Source organism: Flavobacteriales bacterium (assembly GCA_020635795.1).
Lineage (GTDB): Bacteria > Bacteroidota > Bacteroidia > Flavobacteriales_E > Vicingaceae > Vicingus.
The window spans coordinates 96,146-116,132 of the sequence record JACJZD010000001.1; the positions used below are offsets into that span (position 1 = coordinate 96,146).

The following is a 19,987-nucleotide window of genomic DNA, read 5'->3' on the forward strand; positions in this document are numbered from 1 at the left end:
AAACAAAAGATCACAAGTAAATTTGTGGTCTTTTTATTTTTATAAAAAATCTAAATGAACTCAAAAGTTAAGAAAGTAATTTATTTAGTGGCAATATTGTTGTTGCCATCATTGTTTTACATGTTTTTGTATACTGGAAAGCATAATTTTCATCGGTTAGAGTATATTGGACCAAAAGAAGCAGTTTTAAATGATAATGGTAAATATGATACCAATTATCATCAAATTCCCTATTTTGAATTTATTAACCAAGATGGAAAAATAGTAACTCGTGACGATTTATTGGGGCATGTTTATATTGCTGATTTCTTTTTTGCTACATGCCCAACTATTTGTCCAAAAATGACGACAAACATGTCGTACATTCAAAACAAATTTAAAGACAATAAAAACCTTCGATATTTATCCATTACAGTTAATCCAGAACATGATTCGGTTTCGGTTTTAAGAGCTTACGCTGACAAGGTACATGCCGATACTAAATCGTGGGATTTTGTTACTGGGAATAAAGATTCCATATATGAAATAGCATTCAATGGTTTTTTTGTAAGTGCACAACGCGACTCAATTGCCCCAGGTGGATTTTTACATTCAGGAATGTTAATTTTAGTAGATAAAAATGCGCATATTCGAGGTTATTTTGATGGTACTACACATAAAGAGGTAAAAGAACAGTTAATTGATGCCATTGATATTTTGTACAAAGAGGACGTTGTTCCACTAAAAGGAAAAAAGAAGCCGCAAATAGAGCAAATAAAGTAAATTCAGTTGCTTAAATTTGTATGATGTTGTTTAAGTTACTAGCTATAATACTATTTGTTGTTGTTTCTTCGGTTTCGGCTTTTTCACAATGTGCAATGTGTAAGGCAGTAGTTGAATCAGATGCTGGTATGTCGAAGGGTATTAATGATGGAATATTGTACCTAATGGCTGTGCCATACATATTATTAGTGGTAATTGGCTATTTTGTGTACAAGCATTATAAAAAAACCAGAACAGATGTTTAAGTTAAAAATATTTGGTCTTATTCGTTTAGTCTTTTTTTTTATTTTTTTATCTCAATCGTTATTTCTTCTTTCTCAATCTGAGTTATCCTCATCATACTTTGAAGACGACATTAAAAAATCATTTAAGGAGCGCCCACAACTTGATGTAAAATTCGATTTTCGTTTTTCTTTTATTGCTTCTAGAGATTTTCGAACAAGTGGATTTAAGCTTGGAGTAAGCTTTAATAGAAAATTTAAAATGGGTTTGGGTTATAATCAATTGATTGTTCCAGCAAAATCTACGATTAAAGACAACGATAAATTATTTAATGCAGAACTAAAATACATTTATTTCTCACCTTATTTCGAGTATGTATACTATACATCAAAACGTTGGGAATTTAACTTGTCGGCACAAGTTGGTTTTGGGAGTGGGCATTATCAATATTATAATGTTGAAGAAGACAGAACGATAAAAACCAAGTATTCTACGATTTTATCGTACGAACCAGTTATGCTAATTGATTATAAAATTATACGTTGGTTTGGTGTTGGTACAGGAGTTGGCTATCGTTTAATTTTTTACAAGAACAGTAATATTGAGGAACATTTAACATCTCCAGTTTATGTGTTTAAGGTTAAAGTATATTTAGGCGAAATTGTTCGAACAATAACAGGCAAACAAATACAAGCTGAATAGATTTTTTAACAATGATAGTTTAGTTTTAAGGAATTCTTACATTTGAACTATGAACGATAATCTCGACGCAAATAAAGAAAATTTAAATTCTGTTGAACGAGAATTTGAAAAGGTCTTGCGTCCGCTTTCGTTTGATGATTTTACTGGTCAAGCACAAGTCATTGAAAATCTAAAAGTATTTGTTAAGGCTGCGGAACAACGAGGAGAGGCTCTTGATCATGTTTTGCTTCATGGACCTCCAGGTTTAGGAAAAACAACTTTAGCAAATATTATAGCTAATGAATTAAATGTTGGATTCCGTGTAACTTCAGGCCCTGTGTTAGAAAAACCAGGAGACTTAGCTGGGTTACTGACCAACCTTGAAGAAGGAGATGTGCTTTTTATTGATGAAATTCATCGGCTTTCACCAGTTGTAGAAGAATATTTGTACTCTGCAATGGAAGACTATAAAATCGATATCATGATTGATAGTGGCCCCAATGCAAGAAGTGTTCAAATAGAATTAAATCCTTTTACATTAGTAGGTGCAACAACACGAACAGGTTTGTTGACATCTCCATTAAGAGCTCGTTTTGGAATAACTTCTCGTTTAGAATATTACGATACAGAATTACTTTCCACCATCATTCAACGTTCTGCAGGTATTATTAATGTAGAAATTGACGAGCAAGCAGCGATTGAAATTGCAGGAAGAAGTAGAGGTACGCCTCGTATCACGAATGCTTTATTGAGAAGGGTAAGAGATTTTGCTCAAGTTAAAGGAGATGGTAGAATTACCAACGAAATAGCTTTGTATGGTTTAAATGCATTGAATGTAGATAAGTATGGATTAGATGAAATGGACAACAGAATTTTAGTTGCCATTATTGATAAATTTAAAGGAGGCCCAGTTGGTTTAACGACTATTGCAACTGCAGTGAGCGAACAAGCAGGAACCATAGAAGAAGTTTATGAGCCATTCTTGATAAAAGAAGGTTTTTTGATGCGTACACCTAGAGGTAGAGAAGCCACTGAAAAAGCTTACAAACATTTAGGTAGAATTCAACACCCCAATCAAGGAAATTTGTTTTAAATAAAAAAACCGATAGTAGCTACTATCGGTTTTTTTTATCTCATCACCTAGAACTCATCACCCAATAGCTTTAATCATATCTTGTTTGGTAATAATGTGGTGTTTGTCCCCATCGTAATTTACAACAACAGCTTTAACGCCTTGTTGAAATAATTTAGAAACTTGTTCGAATGTTGTTTTTTCAGTTACAACTGGAAAAGCCTCTTGCATTACATTTCTTACAGGCATTTCTTTTAGTTCAGCATTTTCTAAAAGCTTTCCAAACAAATGACTATCGTTTAAAGACCCCACAAATTTGTTGTTGTCTACAACTGGAATTTGAGAAATGTTGTATTGATTCATCAATAAAATAGCTTGCGTAACGGGTGTATCGGAACTAACAGTAACCAAGTGTTTACCAACATGGTCTTTTATTAGGTCTAAAGCCGTTTTCTTCTCTTCTTGTAAAAAACCTCTATCACGCATCCAATCATCGTTGTACATTTTTCCTAAATAACGAGTTCCGTGGTCATGGAATATTACCACTACCACATCACCTTCTTTAAACATGTGTTTCATTTGTACAATACCAGCCATAGCACTTCCTGCACTATTTCCAACAAAAATACCTTCCTCACGTGGAATTCTTCTTGTCATAACTGCCGCATCTTTATCGGTTACTTTTTCGAAATGGTCGATTAAACTAAAATCAACATTTTTAGGTAAAAAGTCTTCACCAATACCTTCTGTGATGTAAGGATAAATCTCATTTTCATCAAAAATACCAGTCTCTTTGTATTTTTTGAAAACAGAACCATACGTATCAATTCCTAAAATTTTAATATTAGGATTTTTTTCTTTCAAGTATTTTGCTGTTCCACTAATTGTACCTCCAGTACCAACACCAACTACTAGGTGAGTTATTTTACCGTCTGTTTGATCCCAAATTTCTGGTCCAGTTGATTCGTAATGTGCTTGTGCATTACTTGGGTTGTCATATTGATTTGGTTTCCACGAGTTAGGGACCTCGTTTACTAAACGACTAGAAACTGAATAGTAGGAAGCAGGGTCTTCAGGAGCAACGTTTGTAGGACAAACAAATACTTCTGCTCCAAAAGCTCTTAAAGCATCAAATTTTTCTTTCGATTGTTTATCGGTAGAAGTGAAAATACATTTATAACCTTTTATAACTGCAGCAATAGCTAACCCCATACCAGTATTTCCACTTGTTCCTTCAATAATGGTTCCACCTGGTTTTAATCTACCATCTTTTTCCGCATCTTCTATCATTTTTAAGGCCATACGGTCTTTAATGCTGTTGCCAGGATTAGTAGTTTCTACTTTTGCCAACACTAAAGCAGGAATATCTTTTGTTAAGCTATTGATTTTAATTAACGGAGTGTTTCCTATTGTTTCTAAAACGTTATTGTAATATTTCATTTTTAAGGTTATGAGTTTATAAGGTTATGAGTTTAATAGTTTTAATGTTTAAGTTTTGTTTTTAACCTCTTACATTTCTAAACGAATAAACTTTTCACAAAAGTAATAAATAGCTTTTATTTAATCGAATCGAATGGCTTTAACAGGAGAAATTTTTGTGATAACATAAGAAGGCAAAATCAACATCAAAAAACAAACGATTAATGTCCCAATGTTTAAAACAAGAATTGAATTAAGACTCAACTTAATAGGAACTTCTGATACATAATAAGATTCTTCGGGGAGTTTGATGAAGCCGAATTTTAATTGAAGTAAGCACAAACCTATACCAACTATATTCCCGATGATTAAACCTTTAACAATAAGGTTTAGGGCATTGTATAAAAATATTTTACGCACATTCCAATTGGGCATACCCAAAGCTTTTAAAATTCCAATCATGTTGGTGCGTTCCAAAATCAAAATTAATAAAGCAGATATTATGTTAATAACTGCAACTAAAACCATTAGAATAATAATAATAATCACGTTAATATCTTGTAATTCTAACCAATTAAAAATATCTGGGTTTTTATCTACTATGGTAACGGAGTGCAAATCGTAACCAATATTATCGTAAACAAATTGATCTAGTCGTTCTAAATCGGAATATTTATCAATAATCACTTCAAAACCACCAATTAAGTTGCTACTCCAATTGTTTCTTTTTTGAATGTGAGAAATATCTGTAATCACAAATAAATTGTCGAATTGTTCTAATCCAGACTGGTAAATACCTTTTACTTTGAAATCTTTTGGGCGTAATTGCCCATCCGACTGAATAAAATACAAAAACATTTTGTCGTTCAACTTAATGTTCATTTTATTGGCAATGGTTTGCGAAATTAAAATGTCGTTAGTCGGATTTAAGGTGTCAATAATAATCGGACTACCTTCTTTAAGTTTATCATTAAAAAAACTCCAATCGAAATCATCACCAATCCCTTTAACAATAACGCCATAAATGTCTTCATTGGTTTTTATTATTCCTGCTTTTGTAGCAAAAATTTGGATGTGTTTTATTCCATCAACCGTATCTAAACTTGGGTAAAATACTTGGTATTTATCAATTGGAGTAGCTTCGTAAGTGTTTTGGGAATCGTATTTCGAAATTTGAATGTGCCCTCCAAAACCAATTACTTTGTTTCTAATTTCACGCTGAAACCCTGCAACAATACTCAACGAAACAATCATAACTGTTAGCCCCAGAGCAATGGCTGCAATGGAAATTTTAATAATAGGTTGAGTAAATTTTTTCGATTTACTGTCGCCTCTCATTATATTTTTTGATATGAAATATTCGAGATTCAAAATACTTACTTTTGTAACAGAGCTTTTATCAAACCTTAACAAAAATAGTAATTTGTATCAGATGCCTTTTAAACTAGTAAGTTTTATTCTCTTTGTTTCCATGTTTAGTGTTTGTTGTTCCGGACAAGGCGATTTGCCTTCGTCGGAAAAACCAGTGCTGGAAAAAACAGACAATGTAGCAAAAGTTGAACAAACAAAAGTGATTGTCGGAGCGGAACAAACCAATTTGTATTTGCCTTTGTTGCTAAACAAAAAGGTTGGCGTGGTGGCTAATCATACCTCTATGATTAATGATGTTCATTTGGTAGATTCATTATTGACTTTAAAAATCAACCTTAAAAAAGTATTTAGCCCTGAGCATGGTTTTAGAGGTAAAGCTGATGCGGGAGAAAAAGTTAGCTCGAACATTGATTCGAAAACCAAATTACCCATTGTTTCGCTTTACGGAAAAAACAAAAAACCTTATCCCGAACAAGTAAAAGGGTTGGATGTAATTGTTTTTGATATTCAAGATGTTGGGGCTCGATTTTACACCTACATTTCTACTATGCATTATGTAATGGAAGCTTGTGCCGAAAACAACATCAAATTTGTGGTGTTAGACCGACCAAACCCCAATGGAAATTATGTTGATGGACCTATTTTAGAAAACGATTTTAAATCGTTTGTGGGTATGCACCAAGTGCCCATTGTGCATGGTATGACAGTAGGTGAGTATGCTCAAATGATTAACAATGAAAATTGGTTGGCGAATGGTGTAAAATGCGATTTGGAAGTAATTAAAATGCAAAATTATACTCACCAAACCGAATATGAATTACCAATAAAACCATCACCGAATTTGGCAAATATGCAAGCTATATTATTGTACCCATCGTTATGTTTGTTCGAAGGTACACCTATAAGTGTGGGGCGAGGAACTGAAAAACCTTTTCAGTGGATTGGTAACCCCAAATTAAAATCGGACTTTATGTTTGTACCAAAAAGCATGGAAGGAGCCAAAGAACCTTTACTAAAAGGAGAAACCTGTAATGGATTAGATTTGAGTGCCGTTAGTGTAAAAAAGGAGTTAGACTTATCGTATTTGATAAGCTTTTATAACCAGTACCCCGATAAAGAACATTTTTTTGAAAAGTTCTTTAACACCTTGGCTGGTAATGCAAAGCTACAAGAGCAAATAAAACAAGGAGAAACCGAAGAAGAAATAAAAGCCACTTGGCAAAAGGGTTTGTTGGAGTTTAAAACCAAACGTAAAAAATACTTGTTGTATCAGGATTTTGAGTAGTTTTTTACTCGTCATTCTAAATTTTTCCGTCATTCCTGCGTAGGCAGGAATCTCTTTATTATTACCTTTGAATATGACTGGAAAAGGTGGTTATATTTATATTGTTTCAAATAAATCAAGAGCAGTTTTATACATTGGTGTTACTGCTGATTTGTGCAATAGAATGTTCGAACATAAAGAGTTAAAAGGCTCATTTTTTACTTCAAAATATAAATGTGTTGATTTATTATATTACGAATTTCATGAAACAATTGAAGGAGCCATTGAAAAAGAAAAAAATTTGAAAAAGTGGAAACGAGAGTGGAAAGATAAACTGATTAAAGAATTTAATCCTGAGTTAATTGATTTGTTTGATACCGTTCAAGATTTCCGATAGATTTTAAAAGAGATTCCTATTTCCGTTGCACTCCACAGGAATGACGTGCTATTCAGCTTCCATCTACCATTTTACATTTACTCGTCATTCATGCGAAAGCAGGAATCTAATTTAGTCGATGTAAAAAATTAAGAATTAGCTTTCACTACAAAACTCCTGTCACCAGAATCGTTAAACGGACCATCAATAGTATTCCCGTTTTTATCCACTAATTGTAAACGTATGGTATTGGTGGTTTTAGTTAAACCTTTAATGGTGTAAGCTGCCCATTTATCTATAATAAATTCAGTGTTATTTATGGTTACTTTTAGTTTGTTTTCGGTAGCAGAAATAGCAGTGTTTACCAAATAAAAATCTAAAATTGGGGTGCTGGTTTCAGGTTGTGGTAAGTAATAAAACAAGTGTGGTTGGTTCATGTTGAACAAAGGGTCCATGTCGCCAATAATTACATTTTTTAGCAAATGAGCCTTGTTCTTTTTTACACTCAGTTTGTTTTGGTCGGTTAAAAAAGCCAAAAACACATTGTTTCCGTACAAAAATTCTTTTTTAAAGTGAGGGGTATCGAAAAAACTTAAAGTGTAATTGTTTTCTAAAATAGCAATGTTGTAATTGCTTATGTTTTCAATGTTAAAACTTAAATCATTAACGCCTTCTTTAAATTGTTTGGTAGAAAGTTTTAAAGTAGCATTGTTGTACCCTTCTGCTTTTATCTCCTGTAGAGTAATACCATCTTTGGTGTACGTTTTTATTTCAGTATCGGCAACAGGCTCAATAATAACAGCTTCACCAGTTACCACTTTTGGAGGAATAACTTTGCTGGTAGAGTCAGCTTTTTCAGTGCTGTCTGTTTTAGTGTCGGAGCCAGAACAAGCAAATAGAAAAAAATAGGATACAAAAAACAGATTTCTGACTACGAATGAATAACGAAAAAAATAGGAGTTCATAAATCTGTGGCATTTTTAAAAATTCAATAAAACTTGGTTTTTTTCAACCGCATCACCTTTGTTTACTGCAATACTTTTTATTACACCATCAGTTGGCGATTTTATTACATTTTCCATTTTCATAGCTTCCAAAATCAATAAAGCATCGCCTTTTTCTACAGTTTGTCCAACTTCAACCGAAATATCAATAACCAAACCTGGCATTGGAGCTTTTAGGTTGGTAACCTTTGTAGTGGCTAAATTGTCCATTCCAAGGCTTTTTAATAATTCATCGTATTTGTCTTTAACTGCAAACTTGAATTTTTTACCGTTTACTTTTATAAAAAAGTTTTTTTCTTCCTTGTTAACTTTCAACAATTCTACATTGTACGACTTGTTGTTTTTTATCACATGAAAAGTACGCTCGTTAATTTTCGACACATCCCAATTGAATACAGCGTTATCAATAGTTCCGCTTTTCAACTCTTTGTCAAAAGCAATTTGATGCTCTTTTTTGTTTTCTGCAATTACCTTTATCGTATCCATAAGTTAACTTTATTACACATCAAAAATAATGATATAAACTAAAATGAAGAACTTTGAACCCATAAAGAAAATTCCAAAATGAAATTAAATTATAAAAAACTAGGTGAAGGCACGCCTTTAATTATTTTGCATGGCTTATTTGGTTCGTTAGATAATTGGATGAGTATTGCCAAAGAATTGAGTTCAGATTTTGAGGTTTATTTGGTCGATGAACGAAACCATGGTCAGTCGCCTCATAGCAATGAGTTTAGTTATGAAGTAATGGCTGAAGATTTATATGAGTTTATACAAGAACATCACATTGTAAACCCAATTGTTTTAGGGCATTCTATGGGCGGAAAAACAGCCATGCAGTTTGCGATGAATTACCCAAGTTCATTGTCCAAATTAATTGTTGCAGATATTGCTCCAAAGGCTTACCCAGTTCATCACCGACAAATTATTGATGGGTTGTTGTCGTTAAATTTTGAAGTGATTAAAACTAGGCAAGAGGCAGATATGGAACTTTCAAAACACATTAGCGATATATCTGTGCGTCAGTTTTTGTTAAAAAACTTGTATTGGATTGAATCAGGGAAATTGGCTTGGCGATTTAATTTGTCAGTAATTAATGATAATATTGATATGGTGGGAGTTGGATTGAAAAACATCAACATTTTTTCAAAACCTACACTTTTTGTTCGTGGCGAAAAATCGAATTATGTGTTGGATTCAGATTTTGAAGAAATTAAAAAAATATTTTCTGATGCTAAAATAGAAACAATTTCAAATAGCGGACATTGGGTTCATGCTGAAAACCCAACAGAATTTCTTCAAATTGTTAAATCTTTTTTAATGAGCTAAAACCAATTTGCAACTGAACGAACAAAAAAAACGTCTTATAAAAACGGTTATAATTGCAATAATATTAAGAAATTAGTAACATAATTTGTATTATTGTCGTAAGGTATCAATATTTTGAATTTAATTTAGATTTAATGAATTTCAAAAAGTATTTATTTACACTAACAATAGCTTTAGTTGTTGTTAGTCAAACTTTTGCCGGTGATTTTTACTGGGTTGGAAATAGTGGAGATTGGAACGATGCGTCGCATTGGGCTACTCAATCAGGTGGAAAAGGCGGAATATTAGTCCCTTCTGCTGCTGATAATGTTTTTATTGACAACAAATCATTCAAATCTAGAAATAGTGTAATCACAATTAATTCAAGTATTGCTGTTCATAATTTAACCATTTCGGCATTAGAATCAAACTTTACGATTAAGTCTAACAAGCAAACAGAAATCAATATTTATGGTTCTGTTTTAGTAAGTTCAAAATTCGAAAATCAAATTCATTCAACTTTAAGGTTTAAAAGTAATAACATCGAAACTATTCATTTAGGTTGGTTTGTATGGGAATCGGATATTTATTTTGAGGGTAATGGAACATACAAGTTAACCAGTCCAATTCAAAACCATAATGCTGCACTTCATCATGTTTCTGGTGTTTTAGACTTGAATTATAACGATGTGCTAAGTGGTGATTTTATCTCAAATTCGAATACTAAGAGAACATTAATTAGTGGAAAATCTACAATACTGACTTATAGAAATTTTATAGTAGAAAATAGAAAAAACGATTTTAATTTTTCTGAGACAACACTATATACATTAGGGCAGGATGACTTAGCTAAAGGAACTGTTGGTGGAGATGTTATAAACACGGTAACCTCAGCAACAGTTAATAGTGATACTGTGTCATGTGGAAATGTTTGTGATGGAACACTTACAGTGTCTTTTACAACTACTTGCCCAACCGCTACGGTAGATTGGTTGCCTGGGACTGGCACTAATGTTTATATGGGAGAATGTTTTAATTGCCCAATACCTGGACCAAATGCTACTTCTACTATTACAGGGTTATGCCCAGGTATTTATACTGCTGTGGTACGTAACAGTTGTGATGCTAGCGTTAAAGCTCCTCAGGGAGAGGTTAAAGGCCATCCGTCTATTGTTCCAATATTGGAGGATATTATTCAAACCACTTGTAGAGACACTTGTGATGGTAGTATTGATGTTATTGTTACGGGAGCTTCATATGCTGAGTTTGCTTATCAATGGTATCCGATACCACCATTTACATTAACAGATACCTTTCCTACAGTAACAGGTTTGTGTACCGGTAATTATTCTTTAGAAGTACAAGATGGTTTTGGTTGTATTGATACATTCGATTATTTTGTTCCTGAACCTGATTATATTTATCCAAATGTATCGGTTACGGATATTCTATGTTTTGGTGATTGTAATGGATCTGCAACTGCTAATCCAACAGGAGGAAATGGCGGTTATACCTATCAATGGTCTGCAAATGCTGCTCCAAATGTGTTAACCAATCCTGGTATTACTAATTTGTGTATAGGTAGTTATACTGTTGATATTTTAGACGTTAACAATTGTCCTGGAGATACGACTATTACCGTTTCATCTCCTGATTCGCTTGATATTGTCTCATCTCAAATAGATGTGAGTTGTGGAGGTTATTCTGATGGTTCTGCAACTGTTACAGTAAATATAGGAGGTGTGCCTAATTATACGCACAATTGGAGTACAGGTTTTGTTGAAACGACTACACCAGGTCAATCATCTACTATTTTAAATCTAGTAGCAGGAACATATACCGATTCGATTGTAGACGCTAATGGTTGTGATACCGTAATTACGTTTGTTATTACTGAGCCTGATACTCTATTAACAACAACAACATTCACCAATGTAAAATGTTTTGGTGCAAATGATGGAACTGCAATAACTTCACCATTTAATGGAACATTTCCGTACTTTTATTCTTGGTCATGTGGTCCATCAACTTTCGATTCTATTGTAGGTATTGGTCCTGGACAATGTATAGTTACTGTTACTGATAGCAAAGGTTGTGAAATTCAAGATACCTTTGATATTACAGAACCATTACCTCTTCTTTCAAATCCAGCACTTGTTTCAGATATGTCCTGTCCTGGAGTTTGTGATGGGGTAGCAACATCTAACCCATCTGGAGGTACCACCCCTTATGTTTGGAGTTGGAATAATGGCGATAATACTCAAACAACTACAACTGGTTTGTGTCAAGGGTTTGTAACAGTTACTGTAACAGATTCCAATTTATGTACACACACCGATAGTGTGTTGATTTCAGAACCTCTACCAATGGTGTTAACAATGACTGAAACGGATGTTACTTGTAATGGAGCATGCGATGGAACTGGTGGGGTGACTGTTACTGGAGGGACTCCTGGATATACTTATAATTGGTTGCCAGCGCCTCCAAATGGTCAAGGAACAGATACAATTTGGGGCTTGTGCCCTAATGTATATACTGTTACAGTTATTGATAATAATGGAACAGGTTGTAGTGTTAGCAACAATATTACAATAACACAGCCTGTAGTATTAACTGCTACAGTTACAACTACAGATTTAAGGTGTAATGCACTTTGTGAGGGAACTGCAACAATTACCCCAGCAGGAGGTCAATCACCTTATATGGTTTCATGGGATGGAGCACCTTTTGTTAATGTTGTAGGTGCTAGTAATACGATACTTAATTTATGTGCTGGTAACCATACGGTTAATGTGAGGGATGCAAATGGTTGTATAACACCTATAAATTTTGTAATTAATGAACCAACACCATTAACAACGGTAAGTTCAGGAACTAATCCGCTTTGTAATGCGGTTTGTTCAGGCACAGCAACAACTAATCCAGCAGGAGGAACTTCTCCTTATGTGTACAGTTGGAATACAACTCCAATAAATCAAACAACTCAAACGGCAACAAATTTATGTGCTGGAGTTTACATTGTAACAATTACAGATGATTCTCTATGTACCATTCAGGATTCAGTTACAATTATTGAGCCTCCAGTTTTAGATGCAAATGTATCTTTTACAAATATTACTTGTAATAATCAAAACAACGGGACAGCAACAGCTTTACCATTTGGGGGATCTCCAGGTTATACTATTTCGTGGACTACTATTGCAGGTGTTCCAATTGCAGGAAATCCAATTAGTGGTTTGTCAGCTGGACAATATGTTGTTACTGTAACTGATTTTTCTGGTTGTATAGATAGAGATACTATAACAATTACCAATCCGCCTAAAATTCAAGTAAATCCATCAGCGGTTAGTACAAGTTGCCAAACTTTTTGCGATGGAGTAGGTACTGCTAACCCAACAGGAGGAACTGGTTCGACTTATACTTATGCTTGGTGTAATGGAGATAATACTCAAACGACCACTTCAGGATTATGTGCCGGAACGTATTGTATAGTTGTTACAGATTCAGTGGGTTGTTCTGTAATGGATTCAGTAACCATTTTACCTTCAATCATCATAAATATTGCTACTGATACTGTTGGAATTAGTTGTAATGGATTGTGCGATGGAACAGCAACTGCAAATCCTTCGGGAGGTATTTTACCTTATACATATTTATGGAATGACCCAGCTTCTCAAGTTACTCAAACTGCAGTAGGACTTTGTCCTGGTAATTATACAGTTATTGTTACTGATAGTGTTGGTTGTACTGCAAATGCAACTGTTACAATGCCTGTTGATCCTAGTGTTTTAGTTCCAAATGGAACTTTTACTAATGTTACTTGTTTTGGGGCAAATGATGGTACAATATCTGCTGCTCCAACAGGAGGTGTTCCTCCTTATACGTTAACATGGTCAAATACTCCACAAACTGGATTAGGCGCAGGAACATATTGGGTTACTGTAACTGATGCAAACTTGTGTTCTCAAACAGATACTTTACGTATTATAGAACCAGATTCTATTACTCCAAACGAAACTGTCGTTCATGTAAATTGTAATGGAAATAGTACAGGGAGTATTTCATTAGCTCCAACTGGTGGCACTCCTGGATATACTTACTTGTGGAGTGGCGGTTTAGGAACAAATTCTTCAGTATCTAATCTGCCAGTTGGTTCATATACAGTAACCATTACAGATACTCTTGGTTGTAGTAAACAAGTAACTTATCAAATTACTCAACCTACTGTTTTTGCTTCAAATCCTTTAAATATACCCGAAACTTGTGCAAATGCTTGTAATGCAACTGCTGGTATTATTGTTAGTGGAGGAACTGCTCCTCATACCACTAGTTGGTCTACTGTACCGCCTCAATCAACAGATACTATAACAAACTTATGTGCTGGAACTTATTCTGCAATTTCAATTGATGCAAATGGTTGTTCAACCAATCAAACCATTACAATTGCGCCGAAACAACCTTTATTAGCAAACAGTTCAGGTACTTCAGTAGCTTGTAATGGAAACTGCACAGGAACAGCAACAGTAGCTCCTTCAGGTGGAACAGGGCCTTACACCATAGTTTGGACTGCTGTTGGTGGTTCAGCAATTTCAAACCCAACTAATCCAACAATTTCTAATTTATGTCAGGACACTTATAACGCAACAATAACTGATGCAAATGGTTGTTCAACAATAGGGACTTATATTGTGACTAACCCAGCATTATTACAAGTAACTTTAGATAGTACAAACATAACTTGTAATGGAAATAATAATGGAACAGCTACTGCTAATCCTGTTGGTGGTACTTTGCCTTATACGTATTCTTGGACAGGTGGTAGTTTACCTGTGCCAACTACAACTCAATCTATATCTAACTTAACACCAGGTATTTATACAGTTAATGTTACCGATTCTTTAGGCTGCTTCTTTTCGGGCTCTGTTAATATTGTAGAACCTTTATTAATAACTCCAAATGAAGTAATTATTGGTGCAAATTGTGGTGTTAATGATGGATCGATTGATGTGTTTCCATCTGGAGGTACTCCAACTTATACACATTCATGGTCAAATGGTTCTTCTTCTAATTCTTTAACTGGTTTAGGAGTAGGTTTTTATACCGATACAATCACAGATTTGAATGGTTGTAAACAAAATTTCACGTTTGCAGTCAGTAACCCTGCAGGACCATCTGGAGTAACAGCAACAGTTAATGATGCTTCGTGTTTTGGTGCTTGTGATGGATCGGCAAATGTTATTCCTATTGGTGGAACTCCTGGGTATACTTATGATTGGAATGTTATTCCTATTGAAACAGATTCAACAATTACTGGGCAATGCGCTGGCACTTTAAATTTAACAGTAACCGATGCAATGGGTTGTGTATTAAACACATTTGTTGTTATAGGCGAGAAAGATAGTATAGCAACAAATTCAACTTTTACCAATGTTTCTTGTAGTGGTAGTTGCGATGGTACAGCAAGTGTAACACCATCAGGAGGTACAGCCCCTTATACTTATTTATGGTCTGGAAATAGTGTGAACGGTCAAACAACAGCTGCTGTTTCAGGTTTATGTTTGGGAGCAGTTAGTGTAACAATTACTGATTTTAATGGTTGTACCAAAGTAGTTAATTTTAACATTACTAGTCCAAATGCTTTAACTGTTACAACTACCGCAACCGAAGTAAATTGTAATGGTGGTACTGATGGTACTGCTACAGCAACGCCTTTAGATGGAACATCTCCTTACACATATCAATGGAGTGATCCATTGTCTCAAACAACTCCGGTTGCTTCGGGATTAGCCCCAGGAACATATACTGTTACTGTAAGAGATGTTAATGGTTGTTCAGTTACTGATGTTGCTGTAGTTAACGAGCCATCTCTAATTGTTGCCAATGAAACAACGACAACAGCGGCTTGTGGAGTGAGTGATGGAACAGCAACTGTTGCTCCAACAGGAGGCTCAGGTGCTGGTTATACGTATAATTGGACTTCTTTAGGGTTATCAGTACCTAATGTTACTGGATTAGCCGCAGGTACTTATCCTTTAGAAATTACCGATGGAAATGGCTGTATGCAAACATTCTTGATACCAATTAGTAATCCTAATGGGCCTGTAATTACAACTACGTCAACCGATGCTTCATGTAATGGTTCTTGTACTGGCTCAGCTTCGGTTAGTGTTACCTCAGGAACTCCTAACTATACATATTTATGGACAGGAGGAACAATTACTGGTCAAACAACTACAAGTGTGAATGGATTATGTGCAGGTACTTATACGGTAAGAGTTACAGATGGTAATGGTTGTAGAACAGTGAGAACTGTTGTGATTGGAGAGAATTCGGTATTGGCAGCTACAGTTTCTAGTATAAATGTTACTTGTAATGGTGGAAATGATGGTTCAGCAATCATTGTTCCTAATGGAGGAGTTCCTCCATATAGTTACTCTTGGTCAGGACCATGTCCTGCTCCAAACAATAATGCGGTGTCAGGTTTATGTGCAGGTACTTATACCGTTACAGTTTCTGATGCTTTAAATTGTTCAGGACCAATTACTGTAGTGATAAATGAACCAAATGTGTTAACTGTATCTGCAGTTGCTAACAATTTAACTTGTTTCGGACAAAGTGATGGTTCTGCAACCGCAACTCCAGCTGGAGGAACAGCTCCTTATACTTATTTATGGTCTAATGGGTTAACCACACCAACAATTTCTGGGTTGGCTGCTGGAAATTATTCAGTTACAGTTACAGATTCAAAAGGTTGTTCAGCTACTGATAATGTTACCATTTTTAGCGGTAATAGTTTAACAGCTAATTTTAATACTACTGATGCAACTTGTGGCGTTTGTGATGGTTCTGCTACGATTAATGTTGGTGTTGGATCAGGTCCATATACTTATTTATGGCTACCTGGGGGTCAAACTACTCCAACAGTTAATAATATATGTCCTGGTGCATATAACGTTGATGTAACAAATAGTTTAGGTTGTACTCAAACATTTAATGTTTTAATAAATAATCCTAATGGACCGACATTATTAAGTGGTGCAGATAGCGTTTCTTGTTTTGGTTTTTGCGATGGCTTGGCTTGGACAGAGGTTACTGCAGGAACATCACCATTTATTTATCAATGGGATGACAACTTATTACAGACTAATGATACTGCTACTAGTTTATGTGCAGGATTATATAATGTAGTTGTACAAGATAGTTTAGGATGTATTTCTGTTGACTCTATTCGAGTTGATCAACCTGCACAGATACTTGCTAATTTATCTACAACTCCTGTATCTTGTAATGGAGTTTGCGATGGAACAGCAACAGTAAATCCATCAGGAGGTGTTGGGTCTTATACAATCAATTGGAGTAATGGGGATAGTGGACCAACAGCCACAGCTCTTTGTGCAGGTAATCATTCAGTAACTATTACAGATGGTAATGGCTGCCCTATCGTACATAATTTTACATTAACTGCTCCTACGGTGTTAACAAATACCATGACATCAACATCGACAACATGTAATGGTGATTGTGATGGAACAGCTTTAACAACTGTAAGTGGTGGAACACCACCATATACTTATTCTTGGGATTCTGCACCAATTCAAAATGGTTCTTTAGCAACTAGTTTATGTGCAGGCTTATATACGGTTACTACAACTGATAATAGAGGTTGTGTGCAAGCTGATACTATTTCAGTAATTACTCCTTCAGTATTATCTACAAGTTCAGTAGTTACTGATGCAAATTGTAACGGTCAAAATGATGGAAGTATAACTACCCATCCAGTTGGAGGTGTTGCTCCCTACACATTCATTTGGAGTACATCACCAATTCAAACTGACTCTATAGCTACGGGATTGATTGCGGGAACTTATAATGTTATTGTTGTTGACGCAAATGGCTGTACTGCTTACGATACATTAACGGTTAACGAGCCTAACACTTTAAATGATAGTACAATCGTGAATGGTCCTACATGTGGTCAATGTGATGGGTCTGCAACTGCGAATCCAGTTGGAGGTGTTGGTCCATATACTTATTTATGGGGTAATGGACAAACAGGACAGACAACAACAAATTTATGTGCCGGAATTATTACTTTACAAATTACTGATCAAGGAATAGGTTGTATTTATAACTACAATGTAATTGTTAATAGTATTACTGGACCGACAGTGGTCCTTTCTTCAACAGGAGAAAGTTGTCCAGGATCTTGTGATGGAACAGCTTTAGCGTCTGCTTCTAATGGTAATCTTCCATATTCGTTCTCTTGGAATCCAACAGGTCAAACGGATTCGTTAGCTATTGGATTGTGTTCAAATTTCTATACAGTTACAGTTACTGATGCTATCGGTTGTATTACAATTGACACTTTATCGATTACTTCAACAGGGCTTAATTTATCAATCATTAATGTAATTCCAGAATCTTGTTTTAATTCTTGTGATGGTAGTGCAACCGTTGTTGCTGGAGCGGGATCAAATCCATTTACTTATCAATGGAATCCTACAGGTGGAAATAATGATGTCGCTACAAATCTTTGCACAGGAAGTTATACCGCAGTTGTGACGGATGCTTCAAATTGTAGAGATTCTATCGGAACAAATATCGTAGGTCCAAATGTTTTGAGTGTTTCCATCGGAGTTAATACAGCTATTTCTTGTAATGCATCATGTGATGGAGCTTTAATAGCATCACCTTTAGGAGGAAATGCTCCGTTCACTTATTTATGGAGTGATGGACAAACAGGACAATTGGCAACAAATTTATGTGCTGGAACTTACTATGTAGTAGTTACCGATGCTGGTGGTTGTACAGCTTCTGATACCATTGTGTTGAATGAACCAACTGCAATTTTGGCTAATGAAACCTTATTTACTCCTGCATGTAATGTTTGTGATGGTTCTATTCAATTAAATCCTTCAGGTGGTACAGGTCCTTACTCATTTTTATGGGGAGCTCCAATTGCAGGACAAAACACAGGGACTGTAATTAACTTGTGTGCGGGTATTTATTCAGTTGATATTACGGATAATACGGGTTGCTCAAATACATTTACATTCCCATTAAGTAATACAAATGCCCCAGACCCAAATGTTATCAATACACCTATTACGTGTAATGGTTCTTGTAATGGTGTTTTATTGTCAAGTCCAACTGGTGGTACAGCTCCATATACTTATGTTTGGTCGCCGAACGCCGTACCTAATAATTTATTTGATAGCACTATAACCAGCTTATGTGCTGATGTATATAATGTTAGTGTTACAGATGCTGTAGGTTGTGTCGGAGTTTCAATTGATACAATAGTAGAGCCAATAGTTTTACTTGCTAACATTGATTCATCTAATGTGACTTGTAATGGTTTAACCGATGGTTGGGCAGTAGTTCATCCTTCAGGAGGAATGGCTCCGTATAATACTGCGATTTGGGCGCCAGGTGGAGTACAAGATTCTATATTTAATCTTTCTCCTAATACATACGTAGTAAGTGTAACTGATGCTAATGGATGTTCAGTAACTGACAGTGTAATTATTACTGAACCAACTTTAATTACGGCAACATCAAATGTTGTAGATGCTAGCTGTTCTAGTGTTTGTGATGGACAAGCTTCATTGGTTGTTAGTGGTGGAACAGGAACGTATACATATAGTTGGAACCCTAGTGGACAAACTACAAATCCAGCAACTAATTTGTGTTTTGGAAGTTACACCGTAACAATTACTGATCAAAATAATTGTAGTGTTCCAGTAACAGTTAATGTTGGTTCTTTAGATACAGTAGTTGCTATTGCTGGTAATGATACAAGTGTTTGTATGGGTAACTCATTAAACTTATCAGGTATTTCTCAAGGAGGGGTGGTGAGTGTTCAGTGGTTAGAATTACCAAGTATGAATGTTATTTCTAATACCAATAATGTAACGGTAAATTCTGCTTCGAGTGGAACTGTTTGTTATGTGTTTGCTGCTTATGGAGTATGTAATGATTTTGATACGATTTGTGTTACGTACAATCCACAACCAATTGCTAATGCAGGAATTGATGTGACAATTGTTGAAGGAAATAGTACACAATTAAATGCCACTGGAGGAGGAACTTATGTATGGACTCCATCAACGGGATTAAGTGATACAACAATATCTAATCCAATTGCTAACCCAATGGTTACAACAACATACACGGTAACAGTAACTTCACCAGATGGTTGTACTTCTCAAGATAGTGTAAAAGTTACAGTAATTCCAACAATACGTTTCCCTGATGGTATTACACCAAATGGAGATGGTAAAAATGATACATGGGTTATTGATTATATTGACCAATATCCTGATGCAATTGTTGAAATTTATAACCGTTGGGGAGAAATGTTGTTTAGATCTGATAATTACCAAAACGATTGGAATGGAACGTATAATGGACAAAATTTACCTGTAGGAACATATTACTTTGTGATAGAATTAAATGATGGAAAAACCAAACCTTTTACTGGACCATTAACTGTTCTTAGATAAGAT

General features: G+C 35.0%; 12 protein-coding genes. 8 read left to right on the plus strand and 4 right to left on the minus strand.

The genetic code is table 11. The features are described 5' to 3' along the window. Window positions 1–54: 54 nt before the first annotated feature. From H6589_00445 to ruvB, 4 genes are read left to right on the plus strand one after another with little or no spacing between them, the layout of a single operon-like run. Window positions 55–762 carry an SCO family protein gene (locus tag H6589_00445; GenBank protein ID MCB9173060.1) on the plus strand — a complete coding sequence of 236 codons (708 nt, stop codon included), beginning with the start codon at window positions 55–57 and terminating at the stop codon, window positions 760–762. 23 nt (window positions 763–785) lie between these two features. Further along, the gene (locus H6589_00450) at window positions 786–1,007 is read left to right on the plus strand and encodes a hypothetical protein (protein ID MCB9173061.1); all 222 of its coding nucleotides are present in this window, start codon (window positions 786–788) and stop codon (window positions 1,005–1,007) included. Next, the gene (locus H6589_00455) at window positions 1,000–1,686 is read left to right on the plus strand and encodes a hypothetical protein (protein ID MCB9173062.1); all 687 of its coding nucleotides are present in this window, start codon (window positions 1,000–1,002) and stop codon (window positions 1,684–1,686) included. Before H6589_00450 ends, H6589_00455 begins: the two co-directional genes overlap by 8 nt. Window positions 1,687–1,735: 49 nt before the next feature. After that, the gene (ruvB, locus tag H6589_00460; GenBank protein ID MCB9173063.1) at window positions 1,736–2,758 is read left to right on the plus strand and encodes a Holliday junction branch migration DNA helicase RuvB; all 1,023 of its coding nucleotides are present in this window, start codon (window positions 1,736–1,738) and stop codon (window positions 2,756–2,758) included. Between the two features lie 57 nt (window positions 2,759–2,815). Here the strand turns inward: ruvB and H6589_00465 are convergent, their stop codons facing one another. Further along, window positions 2,816–4,177 (minus strand): pyridoxal-phosphate dependent enzyme, encoded by a 1,362-nt coding sequence (locus H6589_00465; protein ID MCB9173064.1) that lies wholly within the window; start codon window positions 4,175–4,177, stop codon window positions 2,816–2,818. Between the two features lie 120 nt (window positions 4,178–4,297). After that, window positions 4,298–5,494: an ABC transporter permease gene (locus H6589_00470; protein MCB9173065.1), complete on the minus strand. Its 1,197-nt coding sequence runs from the start codon at window positions 5,492–5,494 to the stop codon at window positions 4,298–4,300. Between the two features lie 94 nt (window positions 5,495–5,588). Here H6589_00470 and H6589_00475 point away from each other — a divergent pair, with 94 nt between their 5' ends. Further along, on the plus strand, window positions 5,589–6,812 hold the full coding sequence (locus H6589_00475) for a DUF1343 domain-containing protein (protein MCB9173066.1): 1,224 nt from the start codon (window positions 5,589–5,591) through the stop codon (window positions 6,810–6,812). Window positions 6,813–6,885: 73 nt separating this feature from the next. Beyond that, window positions 6,886–7,188, plus strand: coding sequence for a GIY-YIG nuclease family protein (locus H6589_00480; GenBank protein MCB9173067.1), 303 nt, complete (start codon window positions 6,886–6,888; stop codon window positions 7,186–7,188). A 128-nt stretch (window positions 7,189–7,316) separates the two neighbouring features. On the opposite strand, the gene H6589_00485 is transcribed toward H6589_00480, so the two are convergent. Together H6589_00485 and H6589_00490 are read right to left on the minus strand one after the other, a co-directional pair. Then, entirely contained in the window at window positions 7,317–8,132 is an 816-nt protein-coding gene (locus H6589_00485) for a hypothetical protein (protein ID MCB9173068.1), read from the minus strand. 15 nt (window positions 8,133–8,147) lie between these two features. Next, window positions 8,148–8,657, minus strand: coding sequence for a biotin/lipoyl-binding protein (locus H6589_00490; protein ID MCB9173069.1), 510 nt, complete (start codon window positions 8,655–8,657; stop codon window positions 8,148–8,150). Window positions 8,658–8,735: 78 nt separating this feature from the next. Between H6589_00490 and H6589_00495 the strand changes: the two genes are divergently transcribed. Both H6589_00495 and H6589_00500 read left to right on the plus strand, forming a co-directional pair. Continuing rightward, the gene (locus H6589_00495) at window positions 8,736–9,500 is read left to right on the plus strand and encodes an alpha/beta fold hydrolase (protein MCB9173070.1); all 765 of its coding nucleotides are present in this window, start codon (window positions 8,736–8,738) and stop codon (window positions 9,498–9,500) included. Window positions 9,501–9,634: 134 nt separating this feature from the next. Beyond that, window positions 9,635–19,984 carry a gliding motility-associated C-terminal domain-containing protein gene (locus H6589_00500; protein ID MCB9173071.1) on the plus strand — a complete coding sequence of 3,450 codons (10,350 nt, stop codon included), beginning with the start codon at window positions 9,635–9,637 and terminating at the stop codon, window positions 19,982–19,984. Window positions 19,985–19,987 lie beyond the last annotated feature (3 nt).